Origin of the sequence: Vibrio sp. CyArs1, from assembly GCF_022432925.1 — a bacterium.
Taxonomy (GTDB): Bacteria; Pseudomonadota; Gammaproteobacteria; order Enterobacterales; family Vibrionaceae; genus Vibrio; species Vibrio mediterranei.
Genome location: NZ_JAKRBO010000004.1, coordinates 259,013 through 283,040, shown reverse-complemented (window position 1 = coordinate 283,040; position 24,028 = coordinate 259,013). Strand labels below are relative to the sequence as shown.

Annotated in this window: 22 protein-coding genes; 9 read left to right on the top strand and 13 right to left on the bottom strand. The window is 44.9% G+C overall.

Translation table 11 applies throughout. The annotated features are described in order from the left end of the window. Positions 1-199: 199 nt before the first annotated feature. The 3 genes from MMA19_RS14590 to MMA19_RS14580 form a co-directional block, all read right to left on the bottom strand. Entirely contained in the window at positions 200-1,465 is a 1,266-nt protein-coding gene (locus tag MMA19_RS14590; RefSeq protein WP_006071982.1) for a NupC/NupG family nucleoside CNT transporter, read from the bottom strand. Between the two features lie 205 nt (positions 1,466-1,670). Beyond that, positions 1,671-2,450, bottom strand: a complete 780-nt coding sequence (locus tag MMA19_RS14585; RefSeq protein ID WP_006071984.1) for a TatD family hydrolase — start codon at positions 2,448-2,450, stop codon at positions 1,671-1,673. After that, positions 2,440-2,562, bottom strand: coding sequence for a DUF5363 family protein (locus MMA19_RS14580; protein WP_006071986.1), 123 nt, complete (start codon positions 2,560-2,562; stop codon positions 2,440-2,442). Before MMA19_RS14580 ends, MMA19_RS14585 begins: the two co-directional genes overlap by 11 nt. Positions 2,563-2,879: 317 nt before the next feature. On the opposite strand from MMA19_RS14580, the gene MMA19_RS14575 reads away from it, so the two are divergent. The 4 genes from MMA19_RS14575 to MMA19_RS14560 all read left to right on the top strand — a co-directional run bounded on the left by MMA19_RS14575 (position 2,880) and on the right by MMA19_RS14560 (position 7,667). Continuing rightward, positions 2,880-3,875: a BMP family ABC transporter substrate-binding protein gene (locus MMA19_RS14575; protein WP_006071987.1), complete on the top strand. Its 996-nt coding sequence runs from the start codon at positions 2,880-2,882 to the stop codon at positions 3,873-3,875. Positions 3,876-3,991: 116 nt separating this feature from the next. Further along, positions 3,992-5,572, top strand: a complete 1,581-nt coding sequence (locus MMA19_RS14570) for an ABC transporter ATP-binding protein (RefSeq protein ID WP_240206525.1) — start codon at positions 3,992-3,994, stop codon at positions 5,570-5,572. Beyond that, positions 5,569-6,699, top strand: coding sequence for an ABC transporter permease (locus tag MMA19_RS14565; protein WP_006071990.1), 1,131 nt, complete (start codon positions 5,569-5,571; stop codon positions 6,697-6,699). The genes MMA19_RS14570 and MMA19_RS14565 overlap by 4 nt, the downstream gene beginning before the upstream one ends. Positions 6,700-6,701: 2 nt before the next feature. Continuing rightward, entirely contained in the window at positions 6,702-7,667 is a 966-nt protein-coding gene (locus MMA19_RS14560) for an ABC transporter permease (RefSeq protein WP_124940667.1), read from the top strand. A gap of 75 nt (positions 7,668-7,742) precedes the next feature. Here MMA19_RS14560 and prfC read toward each other — a convergent pair whose 3' ends face one another. After that, the gene (gene prfC / locus MMA19_RS14555; protein WP_240206524.1) at positions 7,743-9,332 is read right to left on the bottom strand and encodes a peptide chain release factor 3; all 1,590 of its coding nucleotides are present in this window, start codon (positions 9,330-9,332) and stop codon (positions 7,743-7,745) included. A gap of 297 nt (positions 9,333-9,629) precedes the next feature. Here prfC and MMA19_RS14550 point away from each other — a divergent pair, with 297 nt between their 5' ends. Beyond that, positions 9,630-10,811, top strand: a complete 1,182-nt coding sequence (locus MMA19_RS14550) for an MFS transporter (protein WP_038225479.1) — start codon at positions 9,630-9,632, stop codon at positions 10,809-10,811. A 56-nt stretch (positions 10,812-10,867) separates the two neighbouring features. Here the strand turns inward: MMA19_RS14550 and MMA19_RS14545 are convergent, their stop codons facing one another. After that, positions 10,868-11,992, bottom strand: coding sequence for a BamA/TamA family outer membrane protein (locus tag MMA19_RS14545; RefSeq protein ID WP_051867823.1), 1,125 nt, complete (start codon positions 11,990-11,992; stop codon positions 10,868-10,870). 271 nt (positions 11,993-12,263) lie between these two features. Here MMA19_RS14545 and MMA19_RS14540 point away from each other — a divergent pair, with 271 nt between their 5' ends. After that, entirely contained in the window at positions 12,264-13,919 is a 1,656-nt protein-coding gene (locus MMA19_RS14540) for a transmembrane adenylate cyclase (RefSeq protein ID WP_240206523.1), read from the top strand. A gap of 54 nt (positions 13,920-13,973) precedes the next feature. Here MMA19_RS14540 and MMA19_RS14535 read toward each other — a convergent pair whose 3' ends face one another. The 7 genes from MMA19_RS14535 to MMA19_RS14505 all read right to left on the bottom strand — a co-directional run bounded on the left by MMA19_RS14535 (position 13,974) and on the right by MMA19_RS14505 (position 18,365). After that, on the bottom strand, positions 13,974-14,363 hold the full coding sequence (locus tag MMA19_RS14535; RefSeq protein WP_240206522.1) for a hypothetical protein: 390 nt from the start codon (positions 14,361-14,363) through the stop codon (positions 13,974-13,976). A gap of 13 nt (positions 14,364-14,376) precedes the next feature. Next, on the bottom strand, positions 14,377-15,144 hold the full coding sequence (locus MMA19_RS14530; RefSeq protein ID WP_240206521.1) for an SDR family oxidoreductase: 768 nt from the start codon (positions 15,142-15,144) through the stop codon (positions 14,377-14,379). A gap of 203 nt (positions 15,145-15,347) precedes the next feature. Continuing rightward, entirely contained in the window at positions 15,348-16,139 is a 792-nt protein-coding gene (locus MMA19_RS14525) for a hypothetical protein (protein WP_240206520.1), read from the bottom strand. A 170-nt stretch (positions 16,140-16,309) separates the two neighbouring features. After that, positions 16,310-16,744 (bottom strand): ribosomal protein S18-alanine N-acetyltransferase, encoded by a 435-nt coding sequence (gene rimI / locus MMA19_RS14520; protein WP_110165292.1) that lies wholly within the window; start codon positions 16,742-16,744, stop codon positions 16,310-16,312. A 16-nt stretch (positions 16,745-16,760) separates the two neighbouring features. Continuing rightward, positions 16,761-17,192: a DNA polymerase III subunit psi gene (locus MMA19_RS14515; protein WP_006072007.1), complete on the bottom strand. Its 432-nt coding sequence runs from the start codon at positions 17,190-17,192 to the stop codon at positions 16,761-16,763. A 146-nt stretch (positions 17,193-17,338) separates the two neighbouring features. Then, positions 17,339-17,854 carry an N-acetyltransferase gene (locus tag MMA19_RS14510; protein WP_006072009.1) on the bottom strand — a complete coding sequence of 172 codons (516 nt, stop codon included), beginning with the start codon at positions 17,852-17,854 and terminating at the stop codon, positions 17,339-17,341. Further along, positions 17,838-18,365, bottom strand: coding sequence for an SCP2 domain-containing protein (locus MMA19_RS14505; RefSeq protein ID WP_006072010.1), 528 nt, complete (start codon positions 18,363-18,365; stop codon positions 17,838-17,840). The genes MMA19_RS14510 and MMA19_RS14505 overlap by 17 nt, the downstream gene beginning before the upstream one ends. 179 nt (positions 18,366-18,544) lie before the next feature. Between MMA19_RS14505 and MMA19_RS14500 the strand changes: the two genes are divergently transcribed. From MMA19_RS14500 to MMA19_RS14490, 3 genes are all read left to right on the top strand, one after another. Beyond that, complete coding sequence (locus tag MMA19_RS14500; RefSeq protein ID WP_240206519.1) at positions 18,545-20,584, top strand: EAL domain-containing protein; 2,040 nt, start codon at positions 18,545-18,547, stop codon at positions 20,582-20,584. Between the two features lie 126 nt (positions 20,585-20,710). After that, entirely contained in the window at positions 20,711-21,724 is a 1,014-nt protein-coding gene (locus MMA19_RS14495) for a peptidase U32 family protein (RefSeq protein WP_038225488.1), read from the top strand. Between the two features lie 10 nt (positions 21,725-21,734). Continuing rightward, on the top strand, positions 21,735-22,613 hold the full coding sequence (locus tag MMA19_RS14490) for a U32 family peptidase (RefSeq protein ID WP_031494832.1): 879 nt from the start codon (positions 21,735-21,737) through the stop codon (positions 22,611-22,613). A 46-nt stretch (positions 22,614-22,659) separates the two neighbouring features. On the opposite strand, the gene MMA19_RS14485 is transcribed toward MMA19_RS14490, so the two are convergent. After that, positions 22,660-24,000: an MATE family efflux transporter gene (locus tag MMA19_RS14485; RefSeq protein ID WP_006072018.1), complete on the bottom strand. Its 1,341-nt coding sequence runs from the start codon at positions 23,998-24,000 to the stop codon at positions 22,660-22,662. Positions 24,001-24,028 lie beyond the last annotated feature (28 nt).

The window sequence follows — 24,028 nt, the reverse complement described above, 5'->3', positions numbered from 1 at the left end:
CTCGTTCAAAACGGTAGAGCTGATTAAAACGCAAACGGTTTGCTTCTCAAAAAACTTCCATTCAGTCGTTGAATCGCTTATCCAGTAACGATTCATTAGGAATTATCTGGCTCCTAAAACCAAAAAAGCCCCGCAGCAATTTCTTGCTACGGGGCGATTTAATACGGCGTCTATATACTAATAACCTTTACGCGAGCAATTACATGCCAGCTAGGCTTAGACAGAAACCTGCAATCGTTGCTGCCATCAAGTTAGATAGCGTACCTGCGATTACTGCTTTCACACCCATGCGTGCGATATCACCACGACGCTTAGGCGCAAGGCTACCCAGACCACCTAGAAGGATTGCGATAGAAGAAAGGTTCGCAAAACCACATAGAGCGAATGAGATGATTGCCTTAGTTTTCTCAGAAAGAACAACTGGTGCTGCGTCACCTAGGTATGGTGCGAAGTTCGCGTATGCTACGAATTCGTTCGCAACAGTCTTCATACCGATGAACTCACCAGCGATTGTCGCTTCAGACCATGGCACACCTAGTAGAAATGCTAGTGGTGAGAAGATCCAACCTAGAATCATTTCTAGACGTAGTTCTGGCATACCGATCCAGCCACCGATGCCGCCAAGCATACCGTTAACTAGGGCGATAAGGCCGATGAATGCGATTAGCATTGCACCTACGTTAAGAGCTAGTTGAAGACCTGCTGATGCACCGCCCGCTGCTGCGTCGATAACGTTAGCTGGCTTGTCTTCACCTTCAGCTTGCATGCTGTGAAGCTGCTCAACAGGCTCATCAGTTTCAGGCTTGATGATCTTAGCGAATAGAAGACCACCTGGAGCTGCCATGAATGATGCCGCTACTAGGTATTCAATTGGCACGCCCATTGATGCGTAGCCCGCTAGTACACCACCAGCGATAGAAGCTAGACCACCACACATTACGGCGAATAGCTCAGATTGAGTCATCTTAGGCACGAAAGGACGTACAACAAGTGGAGCCTCAGTTTGACCTACGAAGATGTTTGCCGCAGCAGACATAGATTCCGCACGAGATGTACCTAGTGCTTTTTGCAGGCCGCCACCAAGAATCTTGATAACCCACTGCATTACACCTAGGTAGTAAAGTACCGAGATAAGCGCAGAGAAGAAGATCAGTGTCGGTAGTACACGGAATGCGAAGATGAAACCGCCGCCGCCGAATACTTCGAACATCTTGTCAGAAACAAGACCACCGAATAGGAATGACGTACCGTCGTTACCGTAGTTAATCACGCTAGATACAGCGTCAGAGAAGCTACGTAGGATCTCTTGACCCCAAGGTACATAAAGAACAAACGCACCAAGTGCAAATTGGATAGCAAAAGCGCCAGCCACAGTTCTGATATTAATAGCTTTGCGGTTATCCGATAGAAGTACTGCGATAAGAATCAGTACAACCATACCAACCAGGCTCATAAACAGGCTCATAGTTTATGACTTCCTTATATTTAATAATTTGGCGTGTAACAAAATTTGAAGCTCAAAAGCGGGGGCGATTATACAAACCCACAGAAAAGAAAGTAGTACCACCCTCACACTTTCGTCTTGAACACATAAAAGATACACGTCATTTTGCGATCATGATCACAATTCATCTCTGCAAACGTTTTCGAATTCACAATTAACAGCACATTTAGTCACAAAAATTAAACGTCAATTTGCTATTTTTTAGTAGCTGTGACGTAACCGTTTGCTCATTTTCACTTCTCAGCATGTTTAACGATGATAGAACCATGTTTACCATTTTGGGCTCATTAGGCTGACCTTGATATCCATAAAGAGGCATATCAGGCGCATCCGTCTCTAGTAACAAACTTTCTAGTGGAAGATTAATGATAGTTGAGCGTGTTTTTTGCGCTCTTTCGTAGGTAATGACACCACCGACACCTATTTTTAAACCGAGATTGACGTAATCCATCGCTTGTTGGTAGCTGCCACTGAATCCATGAATAACGCCACTATATAGAGGAGGGTTCTGTTTCAATAAGGCAATAAGATCTTGGTGTGCTTTCCTGCAATGAAGAATAATGGGTAGTTGGTACTGGTTGGCAATACGAATTTGCTCACTAAGAAGTGATTTTTGTAGAAGCTCGTTTTCTCTACCTTGATAGAAGTCGAGACCACACTCTCCTAATGCGACAAACTTTTGGTTGTTTTTCAACTCAGCAACACGTTGCTCTAGGCGAGCAATAGAGCCATCATCCACTTCCTCAAGAAACAAAGGATGAAACCCTAAAGCGAAATACACCATTGCATGCTCACTGGCTAACTTATTTATGGCCAGCCAATTTTGCTCATTAATACCAGGTACAACGATAGCGGCAACTTGAGCCTTTGCTGCCTCTAATAGTACTTGGTTTATGTCTTTTTTCTTTGCCAATAGATCGAGGTGGCAATGGCTATCAATCACCATCTTTTGGCTCTTTTCGGTAAGGCACGCAACTACGTTTATTCTCTGGTGTGAGTCCTAATGAGGCACACCAATCATCGTATTTTTTAAGCCACTTTTTGAGCAATTCAACCATGGTAAATTTACCTAAATAAATGTAATCGATTGCAATCGATATTATCTCAAATCCTTATGTTACAAAGGATAGCGCAATAGTTAGAGTTTTATCACTAAGTTGTGACTTACCCCTCAATGCTGTGATAGAAGCGGTTTTTTTTCATATACGCAAACGATAAAATGTTGCCTATTGTTTGTAAACCACACAAATTGTCTCTATCGTCATTTCTGTGTCGTTTACATGCGACCATTTTCTAGGCACCTAAAACTGGAATGAGCCTAGCCTATCGAATCGTCAATGATGCTCTATCATTCGACACTACAAGGGAATTGATCGTGAAAAAAACTATTCTAAAAATGTCTGCGCTCGCAGTAGCAGTAGCTTCATTTGGTGCATTCGCAGCGAAACCAGCAGTGGTATACGATACAGCCGGTAAATTTGACAAATCATTCAACGAAGCTGTTTTCCAGAACGGTGTAAAAGTATTTAATGCGGACAAAGGCATTAAAGTTCGTGAATTTGAACCTCAAAACGAAGCGCAACGTGAGCAAGGCCTTCGTCGCCTGGCAAGCCGTGGCTTCACTCCTATTGTTGCTGTTGGCTTCAACATGGCATCAGCTGTAGAAAAAGTTGCCACTGAATTCCCTGATATTCAATTTACCATCATCGATATGGTCGTTGATAAGCCAAACGTTCAATCTATCGTCTTTAAAGAGCACGAAGGTTCTTTCCTTGTAGGTGCGTTGGCAGCAAAAGCTTCTAAAACTGGCAAAGTAGGCTTTGTTGGTGGCATGGATATCCCATTGATTCGTAAGTTCGAATGTGGCTACCGTCAAGGTGCACAATACGCGAACCCAGAAATCGAAACATTCCAAAACATGACAGGTTCTACTCCTGCAGCCTTCGCTGACCCTGCGAAAGGTTCAGAGCTTGCTAAATCTCAATTCTCTAAAGGCGTTGACGTTATCTACGCAGCAGCTGGCGGTACTGGCATGGGTGTATACCAAGCAGCTAAAGATGCTGGTAAGTACGCAATCGGTGTTGACTCAAACCAAAACCACCTTCAACCAGGCACTATGTTGACGTCTATGGTTAAGAAAGTCGGTGTTGCTGCATACAACACTTGGGACGACGCTGAAAACGGTACTTGGGAAGCAGGCATCAAAGTACTTGGCCTAAAAGAAGGCGCTGTTGAGTGGGCTTACGACGAGTACAACAAAGACCTAATCACACCTGAAATGAAGTCATACCTAGATACGCTTCAAGCGGACATCATCGCTGGCAAGATCGAAGTTCACGACTACATGTCTGACAACACATGTAACTTCTAAGCGTCCTAGCTCAGAATGAAAGACTCAGATTATTTTAGTTTATTATCAATAAGCTGAGTAAACATAACAACGCCGCTGCCTAAAAACAGCGGCGTATAATTATAAGGCAGTATCTAGTGACAAACGGACAATCTATTGCCATTGAACTTAAGCGGATAGATAAACGCTTTGGAGCCGTTCACGCTAACCGAGCTATCGATCTTAGAGTTCCTCAGGGCACGATTCACGGCATCATTGGTGAAAATGGTGCTGGCAAGTCCACTCTTATGAGTATTATTTACGGATTTTATCATGCTGATGCTGGTGAAATGACAGTGAACGGCGCTCCTTACAAGCCCGCTAACTCTCAGGAAGCAATCAAAGCAGGAATTGGCATGGTCCACCAACACTTTATGTTAGTGGAAACATTTACCGTATTAGAGAACATTGTTCTCGGTGCCGAAGATGGATGGCAGCTAAATGAAAGTTTAGGTAAAGCGCGCAAAAAGCTGAAAGCGCTAGCACAGGATTACGGGCTCGAAGTTCCCCTTGATGCCGTTGTAGGCGAGCTACCTGTTGGTCTTCAGCAACGTGTCGAAATCTTAAAAGCGCTGTATCGTGGCGCAAAAATCCTGATTCTTGATGAGCCAACAGGTGTACTCACTCCACAAGAAGCCGATCACCTTTTCCGCATCTTAGATAAACTTCGCGCTCAAGGTACTACTATCATGATCATCACGCATAAGCTGCGTGAAGTCCTAGCGATTACCGACAATATTTCGGTAATGCGCCAAGGCACAATGGTCGAGCACGTGGTGACGGCGAAAACGAACAAAGAACAACTGGCAGAACTAATGGTGGGACGCAAGGTTCGCCTAAAAGTGGATAAATCTGAAGCGAATCCGAAGAAAGAGCTTATCAAAGTTGATCAGTTACAGTTTTTTGATGACGCAGGTGTTGAGCGTGTCAAAAGTATCAGCTTTGGTGTCAGACAGGGTGAAGTCGTTGGTATTGCTGGTGTTTCTGGTAATGGTCAATCAGAAATACTTGGCCTGCTATCTGGGATTATTAAGCCTTATTCCGGCAGCATTGACATTAACGGTAGCCATATCGACAAACATCACCCTCTCGATCCTCAACAGGTACGTGCTATTGGTGTAGGTCATATTCCTGAAGACCGTCATAAGCAGGGTCTTATCAACAAATTTGAAGCTCAAGAAGCGTATATCCTGGGCTACCACCACTTACCGCAATACAACAAAGGCTTACTGCAAGATAAGCAAGCCATTAAAGAGTGTTGCCAGAAGAGCATGGATAAGTGGGATGTTCGTCCTAACGACACCACATTAAAAACCGCAAACTTTTCCGGTGGTAACCAACAGAAGCTAGTCATCGCGCGCGAAATGGAACAGAACCCAGATGTGCTTTTGGTCGGCCAACCAACTCGTGGGGTAGATATCGGTGCTATCGAATACATCCACCAGCAAATCATTGCTGCACGTGACGAAGACAAAGCTGTTTTGCTGGTCTCGGTTGAGCTAGATGAAATCCTAAGCCTATCTGATCGCATTTTAGTGGTCTTCGATGGCTCTATCGTGGGTGAAGTATCCATTGAAGATGCCGATGAGAAAACGCTGGGATTAATGATGGCCAATATCATGCCTGAGCATCTTAAAGCATCCAAGGAACACGCAGAGCCACAAGGAGAAAGCGCATGAGCCAAGCTAAAGTACCCGCTTGGGTAACCGTGGCACTGCTGCCAGCCATCAACGTATTAGTTGCGTTTTTGGTGTCGGCTCTGCTGTTTATTTATATTGATATTAACCCAATTGACGCGGCAAAAGTCATGTGGACGGGAGCCTTTGGCTACGCAGAAGGCTTTGGGTACACTATGTACTACGCGACAGGCTTTATCTTTACCGGTCTTGCTGTGGCCGTCGCCTTCCATGCTGGCTTATTCAATATCGGGGGGGAAGGGCAAGCGTATATCGGTGGTTTAGGCGTTGGCTTGGTCTGTTTGACTCTAGGTGAATACGCACCGTGGTATATCGTCTTCCCAGTTGCCATCATTGCTGGCGGTTTATTTGGTGCTGCGTGGGCGTTTATTCCAGCTTACCTTCAAGCAAAACGCGGTTCCCATATCGTAATCACGACTATCATGTTCAACTTCATCGCCTCTTCGTTAATGGCGTATCTACTAGTTGATATCTTGAAGCCTGAAAACACGATGGCAACAGAAAGCCGTGTGTTCGCAGTCTCAAGCTGGTTACCAAAGATGCATGAAATGCTCGCTGTGGTCGGTATTGAAATGGCACCAAGCCCAATGAACTTGAGCTTCATTTTTGCGCTCTTGTGTTGTGTGTTTGTCTGGCTATTTATGTGGCACTCACGTTGGGGTTACGAAATCCGCTCTGTCGGCTCAAATCCATCAGCTGCAAGCTATGCAGGTATTAAATATGTAAAAATCATTGTCCTTACCATGCTTATCTCAGGCATGTTAGCGGGCTTCTTTGGTTTGAATGTATTACAAGGCGAACTGCATCAAATCAAACTCAACTTCGTTGAAGGTTTTGGCTTTACTGGTATTGCGGTTGCTTTAATGGGGCGTAACCACCCTATCGGTGTTCTATTAGCAAGTTTGTTGTTCGGCTTCCTATATCAAGGTGGTGCTGAGCTAAGTTTTGAGTACGGCGTTGACCGAAATATCGTTGTGGTATTGCAAGGTCTGGTGATTCTCTTCTCAGGAGCACTAGAGCACATGTTCCGTCCTTCACTAGAACGTACTTACCTCAAACTTTTTGGTAGCAAAAACAATGAGCAACAAGCAGAGAAAGGAGTCGCTTGATTATGTTTGAAACGATTATTCTCATGCTTGATGCCACCTTACGTGTGGCAACGCCACTGATACTTGCCTCGTTAGCCGGTATGTTCTGTGAACGTTCAGGGATAGTGAACATTGCACTAGAAGGTAAGCTATTGGCCGCTGCATTTGCTGGTGCTGCTACAGCCCATGTCACCGGTTCAGCGTGGCTAGGTTTGTTTGCTGGTGTAGGTATCTCGGTGCTTCTCGCCTTGCTTCACGGCTTCGCTTGTATCACCCACAGAGGTGACCAAGTCGTCAGTGGTATGGCAATCAATATTCTTGCCGCAGGCTTAACCATTACGTTAGGTCGCCACTGGTTCCAACAAGGTGGTCAAACTCCAGCGCTATCTGGTGACGCTCGTTTCGCACCGATTACCTTCCCTGGTGCTGATGCCGTTGCGGACGTGCCTATTTTGGGCGATATCTACTCTGAGCTGATTAGTGGACACTCCATTTTGGTATACCTTGTGGTGTTTATCGTTCCTGCTTGTTGGTACCTACTGTTCCGAACTCGTTTTGGCTTGCGCTTACGTGCTGTAGGTGAGTCACCATCAGCAGTGGATACTGCAGGTATCTCTGTAGTGCGTATGCGTTACGCTGCCGTTGCAATCTGCGGGGTATTAGTGGGTATTGGTGGCGTCTACTTATCGGTAGCGCAAACGGCTCAGTTCATTCCAAACATGAGTGCAGGTAAAGGTTATATGGCGTTGGCTGCGCTTATTTTTGGTAAGTGGCGTCCGTTTACCGCAATGGGTGCATGTTTGCTCTTTGGTTTCTTGGATGCACTAGCTATTCGTATGCAAGGCGTGACCATTGGTGACTTCCCTATTCCGGTACAAGCGATTGAAGCCGTACCTTACGTGTTAACCGTATTCCTACTCGCAGGCTTTATTGGTAAGGCGGTAGCACCAAAAGCTATCGGCGTGCCTTACACTAAAGAACGCGAATAACCGGATGCGATATGCAGACCGAAAAAAACCGCTCAAATGAGCGGTTTTTTATTGCCTAGTATTAGCAACTATAGATTAGTGCTCACGTGTTGCGCGGAATTTAATATCCGGGAAACGCTCTTGCGCTAGGTTCAAGTTAACCATAGTTGGTGCTACGTAGCTCAAGTTGTCACCACCATCAAGCGCAAGGTTTTGCTGGTTCTTACGTTTGAAGTCTTCAAGCTTCTTGTCATCATCACACTCAACCCAACGAGCTGTAGCAACGTTAACACTTTCATAAATCGCTTGAACGTTGTACTCAGATTTTAGACGAGCAACAACCACGTCAAACTGAAGCACACCAACCGCACCAACAATAAGGTCGTTGTTTTGTAGCGGACGGAATACCTGAACAGCACCCTCTTCAGAAAGCTGAACCAAACCTTTTAGTAGCTGCTTCTGCTTCAATGGATCTTTTAGACGAATGCGACGGAATAGCTCCGGTGCAAAGTTTGGAATGCCAGAGAACTTGAGCGCTTCACCTTGAGTAAAGGTGTCACCAATTTGAATAGTACCGTGGTTATGAAGACCAATGATATCACCAGCATACGCTTTTTCGGCGCGAGAACGGTCACCCGCCATAAACGTAACCGCATCAGAAATGCTGACTGTTTTGCCGGTGCGAACGTGGTTCATCTTCATACCTTGAGAATAGGTACCAGATACAATACGCATAAAGGCGATACGGTCGCGGTGCTTTGGATCCATGTTTGCCTGAATCTTAAAGACAAAGCCAGAAAACTTCTCTTCCGTTGCTTCAACATCACGCTCATTCGCTTGACGCGTTTGCGGTGCTGGTGCCCACTTAGTTAGGCCGTCTAGCATATGGTCAACACCAAAGTTACCAAGTGCAGTACCAAAGTATACTGGAGTTAGCTCACCTTTAAGGAAAGAATCAAGATCAAACTCAGGACATGCGCCCATTACTAGCTCTAACTCTTCACGAACGCTTTCTGCTAGATCAGCACCTACCGCGTCATCAAGGTCTGGGTTATCTAACCCTTTGATGATACGAACTTCTTGGATTTCATGACCATGGCCAGATTCGTACAGAATCGTTTCGTCACGGTGAATGTGATAAACACCCTTAAACTCTTTACCACAACCAATTGGCCAAGAGATAGGGGCACACATCATACCCAGTTCACTTTCTACTTCGTCTAGCACTTCCATTGGGTCGCGTACATCACGGTCCAATTTGTTCATGAAGGTCACGATAGGCGTGTCACGAAGACGAGTTACTTCCATCAATTTACGGGTACGGTCTTCGACACCTTTTGCCGCATCAATCACCATCAAACATGAGTCAACAGCGGTAAGCGTACGATAAGTATCTTCCGAGAAGTCTTCGTGTCCAGGAGTATCAAGTAGGTTAACCAAACAGTCGTTATAAGGAAACTGCATCACGGACGTTGTTACCGAGATACCACGCTCTTTTTCCATTTCCATCCAGTCTGACTTGGCGTGCTGCGCACTGCCACGGCCTTTTACTGTGCCTGCTTTCTGAATCGCGTTTCCGAATAACAGTACTTTTTCAGTAATGGTGGTTTTACCCGCATCCGGGTGAGAGATGATCGCAAAAGTTCTGCGCTTAGAAACTTGTTGCTGAAATTGAGGATTTGACATGAATCTCGATCTTCTTGGTTTGTAGAATAGCGTTTGAGAGTATTGGCTCAACTACTACTCGAAGGCGTCGAAAAAATAATGGGCGCTATTTTCACCGATCTAGCTGGGTTTCTCAATCAATAGTTTTCTCTGTGCCTAGGTTTCTAGTAGGTAACATACCTATTCCATCAAAGTAATTACGGGTTATACACTTCGGCAAGTCGCTACCTCTTTTTACACTATGAGTGAATTAAAGTGGCGATAGCTAAGCTCTGCAACCCAGTGTTTACCTATCACTTCTCTATAGGTAAATCATTTATGAAAATTTTTCGTCCTTGGTATCTGGCACAAATGTCTATCGGTGTCGTGCAATGGGTAGGTATCGCCTTGATGCTGACACCACTCATTATAGAGCGCACCGGAAGTGGCGCGCTTATGGGCGTTGTCATGTCTGTTATTGGGCTATTTGGAATCTGTGCACCATTAATTGGCTGGATATGCGATCGATACGCCATTCATCGTCAAATGCAAAAGGTAGCGCTATTTGCCCACCTACTTTCGTTAGCTTTGCTCTATTTTGCCACCAATCAAGCCTACTTATATGTACTAGTCGGGCTGTCTATCGGTATCGGCACGGTAACCCAACTGGTTCTTAACCCAACCTTCGTTCTTAACGCACTACCAAAAGAAGCGCACAGTCGCGGATTGAGTCGACTATTTCAATTGCAGTTTTTCGGTATCGTCGTTGCTGGTTTGCTGGTCGGCATCGTAAGCCTATTAGGCTGGAGTAGTGAGCAGCAGTTGATACTACTAATGGGATTAGTCATGGTTTCTATCCTTGCGGTGTTTGTATCACCACCGCCTAAGATTGAGATGACGACAGAGACAGATAACAGCGAGTTAACCTCATCGAATGACACACCAACATCAACGCCACGAACACTTGCTTTTGTGTTGTTCCTCACCACAGTCTTTATTTCGATGTTTACCTCGAGCAACCTAATGGAAACAGGACCATTAATCATCAAGGAGGTGTTTAACGTCGACTTGGGACACTCTGCCTTTGGATTATCAGCCTCTGCGGTGTTAACTATGGTCTTACTTGAACCCGCAGGTCGTTTCGCAGAAAAATATGGTGCCTATGCGGTATGGATGGCCGCCCTACTCTGCTATGCCATTACCGCTCTCGGTTTGTGGCTGGCTGTAGGCTCGAACATCCCAAGTTTCATCCCAATCTTGCTGATCATGCTGATGATGCAAGCCATTTCATGGTTTGATATGGCCATCCCATCGATTGCCGATAGTCTGAGCCCAAGCTCACCGGCTTTAACACAAGGCTTGTTATTATTCTCAATGGCAGGAGGATTTGGCGTAGGTACGTTTATTGCGGGTCAACTGATCGAAAATGAAGGGTTTGTTGCTGTCGTCAATTACTGCGCGGGAAGCATTGTTGTCGCTATCATCATTGCTATTACCACTTTGATATCAAAAGCAAAATAACCACTAACAATAGAGCCAGCGTATAGCTGGCTCTAATCACTCTGAATACTCTTTTACTACAGCTGCCAAGCATGACCTACAGTAATATAGTACGCCCACTCTTCAGGGCCTTTTGCCACATCGACACCAGCTCGCATGTTTAACTGCCTCGCCACCAAATAGCGAAAACCTCCGCCGACAACATTTTGATATTTGGCATCTGAAAAACTATCACCTTCATCAAACGCTTTGCCAGTGCCAGTAAAACCAATTAGCGACCAACGAGGGGTAAGGTCATAGCGAGCCTCCACTTCAACCAAAGCCATATCATCACCTTGATAGCGCATTGCAGGTATACCACGCATGCTAATAAATGGACGAGCATAGTATGGTGCATCATTAGAAACGGTTTGATAATCGCCACGTAGCCCTAGGACAAAATCATTGGCTAACGGTGCAAAATAGTTGGTTTGAAAGCGTCCTTTTTGGTAGTCCACATCGCCACCAAAAGCCGAATTGTGAAAATCGACGCTCAGCTTTGCCTTCAGGCCGTCATTCGGTGTGAAAATAGTATCTCTGCTGTCATAAGTGACTTTCAATTCAACCCCCGCATCGTTCATGTCGTAATCGATAGGCGGTATACCCGGAATAATATTGCCAATATCAAAAGTACTTTGAGAAGATAGGATGGAATATTTGGCACCGACAAACCAATCACTACCTGCAATGCGATAATCAATATCCTGCATGAAGTACAAGCCATCGATATTGAAATCGAAAGGAATATCACCTTCGTAATATTTTAGGTTGAATGAGCCGTAGAACAGACCACCTTGATAACGCCACGTATCTTCCTGCCATGAACCGAAGTGAAACGCCCCAGTTAACCACGAGCCATTTTCAGTCGCAGCAGCGGCAACCGCCGTCACACTCGGCGGCAATCCCACGACTTCATCGGGATTCTCTTCACGTAGTTGCTTACGTTTTTCTGATTCGTGGAAAAACAGCAACGCTGCACCACCACCTGCCCCAACAGCGGGATCGGTGATAATTATGGGTACAGGCATAAAGCCAACCGCATTATCAAGTACCCATTTACTGGCATCGAACATGCCATCTTTAGGATCGAGGAACTGTTCCATCGCAGAGACAGAAGACGCCGCCGCCATACCACCTAACAACCATACCGATAGCTTCTTCATACTTCTTCCTTGAACGCTATGCAAACCGATCCATCAAAACAATGAAAGGCTTACTAGTTATATGTTTTAACAATTAGCCAACTAAATATACATCATTTCAAAAACTTGCTACTACACAAAAGCTATTTGACAGGATCTATCAATAAACCTCGGACTTACCCTACACTTCAACGCTTTCTAGCTAAGGTCTCAGCCATTTGATGCTAACCTTAAATAACACAGGTGAGCAGTCGCAAATAGTGAACTCATTACTATTTTTAGCTGTCTTAAAATGGCAAAATACCCAGATCCTACGATAAGAGAGTTAACTACGGTGTCAGAACAAGCTCCATTAGATATTCGAATAGAAGAGAACCAAACCCGAGTCAAAGATCAGCTTAACCGCATTCTTTCGAGTAAAGCATTTGATCAAAGTCCGAAGATGAAAGAGTTACTATCTTTTGTTGTCGAGCAGACTCTCATTGGTAACGGTGATCGTCTAAAACAGTTTACGATCGCAACTGAAGTGTTTGATCGTGATGCCGACTTTGACCACCAAGCTGATCCTATCGTTCGAATTCAAGCAGGGCGAGTACGCCGAACTCTAGAAACCTACTACCTTACCGAAGGCGTCAATGACCCCATTGTTCTGTCAATTCCAAAAGGGCGTTATAGTCCATTGTTTACGCCGCAAGCACCTCAAGCTGCAAGACAAACAGCATCCTTGGCTCAGTTTGCACGTGAAACTCAGAAATCCTTAAGTCCTACTTTGACGGTATTACCGTTTCTTTCACTGTCAGATGATCCTGAGAAACGCTTTTTTGCTGAAGGTTTCGGCGAAGAATTAGCCACTGAGCTTGCGCGCTTTGATATGCTCAAAGTCGTCTCAATGCATGCTCTCGGTGAAACGAGCATTGATCCTCGTACCTCCGCCGATGTCAAAGGTTTAGGTGAAAAGCTAGGTGTGTCGTTTATTACCTCTGGCACCATGCAGGCACTAGGTAATAAGGTGAGAATCTATGCCAAGCTGTATCGCACTGACTCCGGTGAGCAAGTTTGGGCTGAGAAGTACACCTGTGATTTAGCAACCGACGATCTATTTTCTGTTCAAGATGACATCATTGCGGAAGTCGTCGCTGAGCTGGCTTCCAGCTTTGGCATTATTCACAGAGAAATCTATCAAAGCTGTAACCAGAAAAAGATTGAGCATCTCTCTACCTATGAAGCGACACTGCGTTATCGTCACTACTTAATGACGCTCTCGGAAGATACCCACCAGCAGGCCACTCAAGCCTTGTTGAGCGCTGTACAAAATGAACCTGATGTTGCGTTGCTGCATGCTATGTTAGCTGTGCTTTACTTTGATGCTGACATGTTAGGAATGAATAAGGTCGACAGTGCTGTCGAAACAGCTCTTAACTATGCCAAACGAGCGGTTGAGCTAGAGCCGACTAACCAAGAATCTCAAATAGCGATGTTAATGGCGCACCAAGTTGCTGGAGACGTCAATAGCGTCATCGAGACCGTCGACAAAGTGATTGCGATTAACCCCAATGCCGCCTATCAGATTGGCTTATCCGGTTGGGCATTATGCATGGCAGGGGAATTTGACCGAGGATTGCAACTTATCCAAGACTCAAAAGCTCTGAACCCATTTAGACCGCCATGGTTCTCTGTGGCCTCTATTATTCACAAGATCATGCTTGATGATTTTGAGGGTGCCGATAAAGCCATTAGCAAGCTGTCTTTACGCCGTGTATTTTGGATTCCGATGCTAAAAGCGATCATTCAAGTATACAAAGGTGAGTTCAAACAGGCTCAAGCCAGCTATAAAGAAATGCTGCAAATGCAGCCAGATTTTGAGAATAATGAAGAGCACTATCTCAGCGCTTATATTGCGAGTCCAGAGATAAAATCAAAGCTGCTCGACGCTTTAGGCAGGCTTTAACCTCATTGATACTAATAAAAAAGAGAGCAGTTTGCTCTCTTTTTTATTTAGATTCTAATCGTAATAATCATCATACATTTCCTCTTCGATAATCTCTTCTTCCACGATTTCTTCGGCAATGTATTCTTCTTCGATATATTCCTCAGCAATATACTCTTCAGCGATGATCTCATCTTCAACAATAGCGTCAGTTGCCATCTCACAAGCGCCCTCATAATAAGCGCCATCGATAGCCCCACCGACTGCCCCAGCGCCACCACCAATAACTGCACCAGTTTTCGCGCCTTCGCCACCATCAACAATACCACCAACGATGGCACCGGTTATTGCCCCATCCACGGCACATACTATGGTACCTTCCGCGGTTTGGTCACAGTAGTAAGCGTAGCTGTTAAAGCTGGCTGATAATAGTAATGCTAAAGTGATTTGAATGTGTTTTTTCATTATTTGCTCTCAATTACTGCGCAAGTTGGTTGTAGGCTTCGATACTCATACCTGCGCTAAAGCCACCGTCCACCCCGATAGATTGACCATTAACAAAGCTGCTGTCTTCAGAGGCCAAGAAGTGGACAACGGCCGCCACTTCTTCAGGCTGAGCAATTCTTCCCATCGGGATCGAACGTCTCTCCATTCTCAGTTGAGGTTCGCCTCCTTTGGCATAAGCACGAGGGGTATCGACAGAGGTGGGACAAACGGCATTGACACGAATCTGTTTACTGCCAAGCTCCAAAGCTGCCGTTTGAGTAATGCCAAGCACTGCCCACTTTGAACTAGCTAACGCGCCAAGATAAGGCACACCCTGAGTTCCTGACACCGAAGCAATATTGATGATACTGCTGCCTTTGGGCATATAGGGCACCGCATGCTTCATCGACAATGCTGTCCCTAGTGCGTTGACGGAAAAATTGGCTTCATACTCATCTTTTTTCGATTCCACTATGGTGCTGTAACCATTAGTCGAACCCGCGCAATTCACTAACACGTCGATTTTGCCAAACTTCTCGAAGGTAATAGCCATCAGTTCACTCAGTGACAGCTCATTCGTCACGTCCGCATGAATATAAAGGGCTTCTAGTGACTGCAATTCTTTGTCTGATGCATTAACTCCAGCGATGACCATCTTTGCACCCGCAGAGCTAAAACGATGAGCAATCGCCTCTCCGATACCAGAAGTGCCGCCAATAATGACAACAACTCTATCTGTTAGCTGAAATGGCACTTTCATTATTAGCCTCTCTTCTATTTTTCACACTGAGATTAAACGAGCTGAGTAACGTGGGTATAAAGTCAAAATGCACTCTATCTCGACCGATAACAGCTGTTGAGTTATTAACTGGAATCGATCCAGTAACACGGAGAAAAAAGTAAGAAACAATTAGAGAGGATGAATAAAGGCTTCCGTGCCTTAAACTGAGTAAAGCGATGAGATTAGAAGAACCAAGTCGCACCAATGCGAACTTCTCGGTTACCGTCTAAGTGTTTCATACGCGATTCACCTGCCGCTTTAAAGAAGTGTTCAGAATAGGTCACGTTACCCCAGATGCTGCCGTCATTGGTAAGTGGAATACCACCTTCAAAGTTCAATTCAAGAGATTGTTCGTTCTTACCGATAGAATTGTTATAGTTAGCGTACTGTGGGTTTACTGTGATGTAAGACCCTTTTTCAGTTAGATAGAAAGAGTTAAACCAATTCGCTTGCCAGCCATTTTCTGAGCGACCATTGTTGTACTCATTCTTCATTACAGCCAAATTTGGATAAGAGACCCAATTTTCAAATGGCGTAATCACTTTAGCCACGGCACCTATAGCAGCAGTTTGCTCTGTGCCTGAGTTCTTAGCTACCCAGTTAGAGCCATAGCTGATGTAGTCCAATGAGAAACCTATTTCTGGGAGTACCTCTAAGCCCGTTGCGTGCACTTGAAAATAACGAGCTCGAATACGCGACAAACCAAAGTCTTTAGATTTGCCTGGCTGCGCATCCAGATTAGTTTGAAAGTCTGTTTCGAACTGACCTAAATAGCCAATATCTTCGCTGTATGAGCCCGCCATGTTTAACTGTAGGCGAGTCATACCATCTTTACCTTTGGCGCCAGAATCAACTTTAAGATAAGTTTGGGGACGGGTTACATCGGCAGGATCATTCACTTGTGCCTCATCTGCCATTACTTGAGCGCTAGTAACACTCAATAAGGCAGCAGAAAGTACAGAGAAGTGTTTCATATTCTATTCCTATTGTTATCAATAACTAATAGGAAGTATGAGGAAATCGATTTTTTATCGAAGTAACTACGGGTAATGTAACCTATTTACAGAACGACTAGATTACCTTGCTTTATAGAGGTCCATGCGGATAGGTCACTACCCTCGTGATTTAGAAATAGACAGCAGAATTAACTTGAGAATAAAAAATAATAACTCATGATAACGGCGTCTTCTCGACCTTGGTCTGATGGGTAATAATCACGACGTCTGTCAACTTCATTAAACCCTTCATCAAGATACAAAGAAACTGCGGCTTGGTTACTTTCTCGAACCTCTAGCCAAGCACTTTCTGCTTCACGAGATTCACACTGTTCTAAAAAGTGATTCAGCAATGCCCTACCGTAGCCTTTGCCTTGCTCGCTCGGTGAGACCGCAATATTAAGCAACGAAACTTCACCTACAATGTTCTGTGCATAAAAGTAGCCAACAACGCGTTCGTCAGCCAATAGTACATAATTGAAAGCTCCGCGCCCATTCAATTCGGTAATCATAGAGGCTTTCCATGGATGGGAGTGTGCCATATTTTCTATGGATAAGATGGCATCTAAGTGCTCAGTATCCATGATTGCAAAGGTAAGATTAGCCATAGCTGCGGATTTGATTCCAAAGTGCACGTCTTTCCATATCATTACCATCAATGTTAGACAGTTGCGGAGAAACGAGTTTTCTCGGGGACGAGGTGAATTGATACTGTTGCGTTAATTGAGCAAAGCGCTCATTTGCCTGTTCTTCTCCAGCAAACCATATCCATTCTGGTATATGTTGACCATCAAGACTAAGTAATTGTTCTGGAACAATATGTAACGTCTCACTAAGATCCAACTTCATCGCTTTAAGGATCTTCTGATAGAACAGCACATTATCGCCTTGCGGCTTTACTGATGAAACAAACAAGAGTCGACAGTCAGGCCGAAGTGACAACGAAGGGCTACTACGCACAGGAATACGCTCAGGGTGAGTTAGTTCCCATGTTTGAACGCCCATTAACTGTAGTTTTATGCTGTCTTGCATGATTGATTTGCGCCAAGTAATTCGCCGTCATAATGACGCGCAGTTTAGCAGAGCTCTATTTGATTACCAAGATATCAACGTGCGGATAAAGCAAAGCCTAGCGGTGATGACACAGCGCTAGGCTTGATATTTCACTTTGAACGCTATTACAGACCGTTAAACTCAGGGCAGTAATCCACCAACCCTTTACGGCCCGCAAGCTGTTCGGCCACCGAATCTTCCGTCAATGAACGAACTTGGAATGCACCTTCTGGTACTTCCCACTGACAATGAAGATCATAGTCAGCTGCAGCAGAAAACTGGAATCGTCCGTAATAGCTTGGGTCTCCAAGCACCACACAAGCGGGATAACCGAACTCAGGTAAAGTGGTGAATGCCTCTTCAACGAGTGCAGATGCTACTCCTTGACCCTGGTGTTCCTTGGCAACCGCTAAAGGTGCTAAACCTTGCCATGATAAGTCGTCGCCATCGATAGTGACAGGTGTAAACAACAGATGCCCAATGACTTCACCTTCATCAGAGCACGCTACCAAAGATAACGTTAGACGACCATTTTCTCTCAGTGCCATTACTAAATTGGCTTCTGCATCCGTATCAAATACCGATTTGAGTAATCGGTCAATGGCAAGTATATCGGCCGGCGCTTCAGTTCGAATAAGCATTCGCTACCTCGTTAGGATTTGTTGCAGGCTGCATGCCTTTCTGAACAAAATCCGCTAAATGAGTCAATGCTGAAAGCATTGGTTTCGGTAATGCGTCAAGATCAACGCTATCCATCAAGTTCTTCACTTCTAGGCCTAACTCGGTATCACCTTCAATACTCAAGCGGCGTTGGAAGAATAAAGTATCTGGGTCTTCTTTACGACCCGCAATCAACACTAAGTCATTTAAATTACCGCTAAAACTGACATCTTCCTGCTCGACAGTTTCAGAAACCACCAGCTGTTCATCGCTGTAAGAAATATACCAACTGAGGTTTAGATCACGAATATGAACTTTTAACCATTTTTCTTCGAGAAATTCAAAGTCACCGTCCTCAAGTGCTTCTTTAAAAACGGTTTTTAGTCCTTCAAGCAAAGCTCTATTCTGGATTTTAGTTGGCAGAAAGTGGACTGGAGATCGCAAAATTTGTGCTGCGTTTTTAACTAGTTGACTTCGAATCTTGTCTAACACGCGGTTTTTCCGTTAATTTGTAGTTCAGAAGGCTAATAATACGGCATTAGTACAAAAAAAATCCTGTTGTGCATCAAAAATTTTTTGCTTTCGCCTTTGCCCTTTTCTAACTGATAAATCACAGTTATAGTGTTGGGGTTACTGATATATAAGCTCTCCGGAGAACTGGTAGTACATTGATGTCATCCAAAATGTTAAAGGAATACTTTGCTAAGTTAACATCCAATAGCCCCTTCTTTTTTGCTATTTTGGATGACGAACATCATTACTGTATGGTCAACGACCGTTATTGTGATGTGGCAGGGTTAACACACAGCGACTTAGTTGGCATGAATGACTTGCAAATACTAGGTGAGCGTTTTTATAACCAGTTAAAACCCTATTACGATCGAGCGCTACAAGGCGAGTCGATTGAGGCGGAAGTGACACTCGATGAGTCAGATGTCGAATCCAGCCTGCATTTCAGTGTGTCGCCAATTCTCAATGACGGCGTCATCGAATACATCGTATTCCATGCCATAGACACATCCGAAAAACAGATCCTAACCCGCTCTCTCGAAGAATCAGAAAGCAAATTCCTCAAACTTTCTCAGCTTATCCCAGATGGATTAATTCTGGTTGAAGACGATTGTATTTTATCGGCCAACCCTGCGTCTGCACGTCTATTTGGTTACGCAAAAAGTACCGATTTACTAGGTGAGTCATTAAATCGCTTACTAAGTAACGAGAAAAATAACAATCGTGTGCAACTCGATTTAGCCAATATAGTTAACGGCACACCACTGCACTTTTTGACCAGTGAGTACTGCGGAACGCAGCGCCGACTGTCACTGCATGTCGATGACGCTAATCTGTTTGGCAATAGCGCTCACTTAGTCCTAATTCAAGATATGGACGAAAAGCCAAACCCAGTGGCTCAAAACAGCAATGAAGACGTCAACATTGATACTCTGACGAAGCTGTACAACCGACTAGGTTTCACCCGTTGCTTGGATCATTTTATTCAAGATAAAACTCCGCTCGTCATGCTGTACCTCGACATTGATAACTTTAAGAACATCAATGACTCTTTAGGGCACCACATTGGCGACCGAGTGATTCAGGAGGTATCTTCTAGACTGAAGCGTCATCTTCCTCAACAATCGGTCCTGGCCCATTTAGGCGGTGATGAGTTTGGGATTATTCTCCCAGAGCCGGAAAGCAACAGCACGGTAGAAATGTTGGCTGAGAAAATCATTGGTCTCATCAACCAACCTTTCGATTTACACCACTTCAGCAAACGCCTTGCTTGCTCCATTGGCAGTGTTCATTACCCAAACGATGGAAATGATGCACGTATCCTGCTGCAAAATGCCGATACGGCCATGTATGAAGCCAAAGCCAGAGGTAGGAACCGTCTCGTTAAGTTCAATGACCAAATGAACAAAGAAGCGCGGATGCGCCTTTGGTTGGAAATAGAACTGCAAAAAGCGCTACAGCAAAATGGCTTGGAAGTATGGTATCAACCCAAGGTCAATGCCCGTGACTTTAGTATCAACGGTGCAGAAGCGCTAGTTCGATGGAAGCACCCCGTCGAAGGGTATATAAGCCCGGCTTCGTTCATCCCAGTGGCAGAACAAGCAGGACTGATCGAAAGCCTTGGCCGCGTGGTCATGCGTGATGTGTTCAATACCGTCAAACGCTGGAAACTACAAGGTATCTTACCAGGTCGCGTGGCGATCAACTTGTCTCCAGAACAATTTGGCAACCCTAAGCTTATCGATTATATGGAGCGCTTATTACGCAGCACAGGACTGGATCCGAGCTGTATCACGTTCGAGCTCACTGAAAGTGCGGTAATGAGCAACAGTGAACACACATTGCAAATGCTCGATGCCATTAAGAAACTCGGCTTTGCGTTGTCTATTGACGACTTCGGTACAGGATACTCTTCGCTATCCTACTTAGCGCACTTTCCAATAGATGAACTAAAAATCGACCGTGCCTTTATCATGGATATCGATACACTACCAAAACAGCTCACCGTTATCGAAAACATCATCAACCTCGGTAAATCACTCAATCTCTCTGTGGTCGCCGAAGGTGTGGAGACACGCCACCAAGCAACACTACTCTCCAATCTTAATTGTAACTCCATTCAAGGCTTCCACTTCCACCGACCACAGCCTAAGCACGAAGTCGAAGCACTATTTGCGCAAAGCCGTCGTCATCGAAATTGACAATATTAACGTTACCTCTTTGGTGTTAATTACGTGTTTATTAAGGTAAACCTGCCTTACATCAAATTCGCTGTTCATAATTGTTCATAAAATGCGGGCTACTGTCAGAAATATGGTAATGAGCATATGGAACTCTTATGCCCAGCAGGGAATTTACCTGCTCTAAAAACTGCAATTGATTGCGGTGCAGATGCGGTTTACATCGGTTTCAAAGATGATACCAACGCGCGTCATTTCGCTGGTCTGAACTTTACGGGAAAGAAACTGGAGCGTGCGGCTCAATATGTTCACGATCGCAATAAAAAGCTACATATCGCGTTGAATACCTTCGCACACCCTAATGGCTTTGAGCGCTGGACTAATGCAGTCGACCAAGCTGCCGATCTTGGTGTCGATGCATTGATTGTCGCCGATATTGCTGTATTGGATTACGCTGCCAATAAGTATCCAGAGCTAGAGTTACACCTCTCAGTACAAGCCTCAGCAACCAATGTGGCTGCTGTAGACTTCTACCATAAAAACTTTAATGTAAAGCGCGTTGTATTACCTCGAGTGCTGTCTATTCATCAGGTAAAACAACTGTCTAGAAACATTACCTCTGATGTCGAGCTTGAAGTATTCGCGTTCGGCAGTCTTTGTATTATGTCTGAAGGGCGCTGCTATTTGTCGTCCTACTTGACCGGTGAGTCACCTAATACGGTTGGTGCGTGTTCTCCAGCGAAATACGTGCGCTGGCAAGAAACAGAGCAAGGGTTAGAGTCTCGTCTAAATGACATTCTTATTGACCGTTACGCTCAGGGCGAAAATGCAGGCTATCCGACACTCTGCAAAGGCCGCTTTGAAGCCGAAATAGAAGGAGAGCGTAAGCGCTACCATGCACTTGAAGAGCCAACCAGTTTGAACACTTTGTCTATGCTTCCTGAACTGTTCGCCGCTAATGTCGCATCAGTGAAAATTGAAGGACGTCAGCGCAGTCCAGCTTACGTTGAACAAGTCACTCGAACTTGGCGTGAAGCCATCGATGCGTATCAACGTAACCCTGAGAACTATCAAGTGAAACCAACCTGGGATCAAGCCTTGGCAAATGTCTCTGAAGGAACCCAAACCACATTGGGTGCCTACCATAGAAAATGGCAGTAAGGAGCAACTTATGAAATACGCATTAGGCCCATTACTGTACTTTTGGCCAAAACAAGACGTTGAAAGTTTCTATGAGCAAGCTAAATCGAGCTCCGCAGATATCGTGTATCTTGGAGAAACCGTGTGCTCAAAACGCAGAGAGATGAAACCAGCACACTGGTTAGATATCGCTAAGGAGCTAAATCTAGCAGGCAAGCAGGTAGTTCTGTCAACAATGGCACTGCTAGAAGCACCAAGCGAAGTTAACATCATGAAAAAGTACATCGATAATGGTGACTTTGCGATCGAAGCCAATGATGTCTCAGCGATTCAACTAGCAAGTGAACACAAAGTTCCATTTGTTGTTGGTCCTGCCGTTAATACCTACAATGCCCACACACTGAAGCTATTTGCCAAACAAGGCATGATTCGCTGGTGTATGCCTGTTGAGTTATCGCGTGAGTGGTTAAGCAACGCTCTAGAGCAAGCCGACAATATTGGTATCCGCGATCAATTTGAGGTAGAGGTCTTTAGTCACGGTTATCTACCGCTAGCTTATTCCGCACGCTGCTTTACTGCTCGTGCAGAGAACCGAGCAAAAGACGATTGCGAAACTTGCTGTATTAAGTATCCAACGGGTCTTCAAGTGGAGAGCCAAGAAGGTCAGTCAGTCTTTAATCTCAATGGTATTCAGACTCAATCTGGTTACCAATACAACCTGATCAATGACCTGAAATCTATGCAAGGTTTGGTAGATGTGGTTAGGCTTAGCCCGCTAGGGTTGGACACCTTCGCTGAAGTTGATCGCTTTAAAGCGAACGAAGATGGCACACAACCGGCCAAAATATTGGATAGACAATGTAACGGCTACTGGCATCAAATCGCTGGGCTCGATATCAAGCAGATTTAGTCCCGACTTTAAATGAAAAGACCTCGCTGATACGCGAGGTCTTTTTTTATGCCGTGATCGGCTTTAAAGCCGTTCTATCAAGCTTACTAATGTCACGCCATATCATCACACCGACTACCAAGCTGATCGCGATGTTAGAAAGTGGGTATGCTACCCAAATACCATCCACTCCCCATAGCTTGGGCATAATGTACAAGAATGGCAACTGAACCAACATATTACCCAGCGTCACGAACAACGCTTTGCGACTATGACTGATCGCTTGATAGTACGCAGCAGCCACCACGATAAAGCCATCTAAGAACATTGAGAATAAGTGGAGGCGAATCCCATTTACGGTATGCTCAATCAACAGCGGCTCACTCGAGTTAAAGATTGATACCGTTTGATATGGGAACAGGTTTAACACAGTGACAAAAATGGCGCCACCTAATACCGCACTCAAAGTCGCAATGTTAAATAGCTTGCGCATATTATCTTGTCTTCTCGCACCATAGTTATAGCTCAGTAATGGCTGCATAGCATTCGCCAGTCCCTCAGCCACAAGATAGTAAAACGCGACGATATAACCCAATATTGCATAGGCTCCCACTAAGGTTACCGAACCATAATCAGCAAACAATCCATTGTGTAGCGCGACCATAAACGAGCCATAGGCATACATAAAGAAACTCGCCAAACCAATAGATATGATTGATGGCAGCATACTAAATTGGAACTTAAGATCGGCTAACGATAAGCGCATCTTAGCTCTACCTGAGAAGAAGTAGGCAAAACCTAGCAGTGTCACTACCGCTTGAGCAATCGCTGTCGCTAACGCGGCACCACGCAACTCCCAATCAAGAACCGCGATAAACCAATAGTCTAAGGCAATATTAATAATGGCCCCTAGCACCATCAACATAGTAGCGGTGTTAGGACTATCATCATTACGTAGCAAAAATGGCACTGCTATCGAGCCCAGCGTAAACACACCACCAATAATCAAGATGTCCAAGTACTGCATAGCCAAGTCATGTACTCGCCCTTTAGCACCTTGAATGCTTAGAAATACATCTGAGTATTGCCATAAAATCACAGCGATAACAGGGCTTAAGGCCACAAGCGCAATTAATCCAGTAGCCAGAGCATTCTTAGCATCTGTAAGCTTACCTTCGCCTTGTTTAATCGAGGCCAGCGCACCAGTGCCCACGCCGACCATCATACCTAGACCAAGAATCGTACCGATAATTGGCCACGCGAGGTTAATGCCGGCTAGGCCATCCCCTCCCATATATTGTCCAATAAAGATGCCATCGACCACTTGGTAAAGACCATTAACCAACATAGCCGCAACGGTCGGAATGGCATAGCGCCAGAATTGTTTATAGATTGATTTCTCAGTCATATCATCCAAATAGTTAGTTATCTTGGCT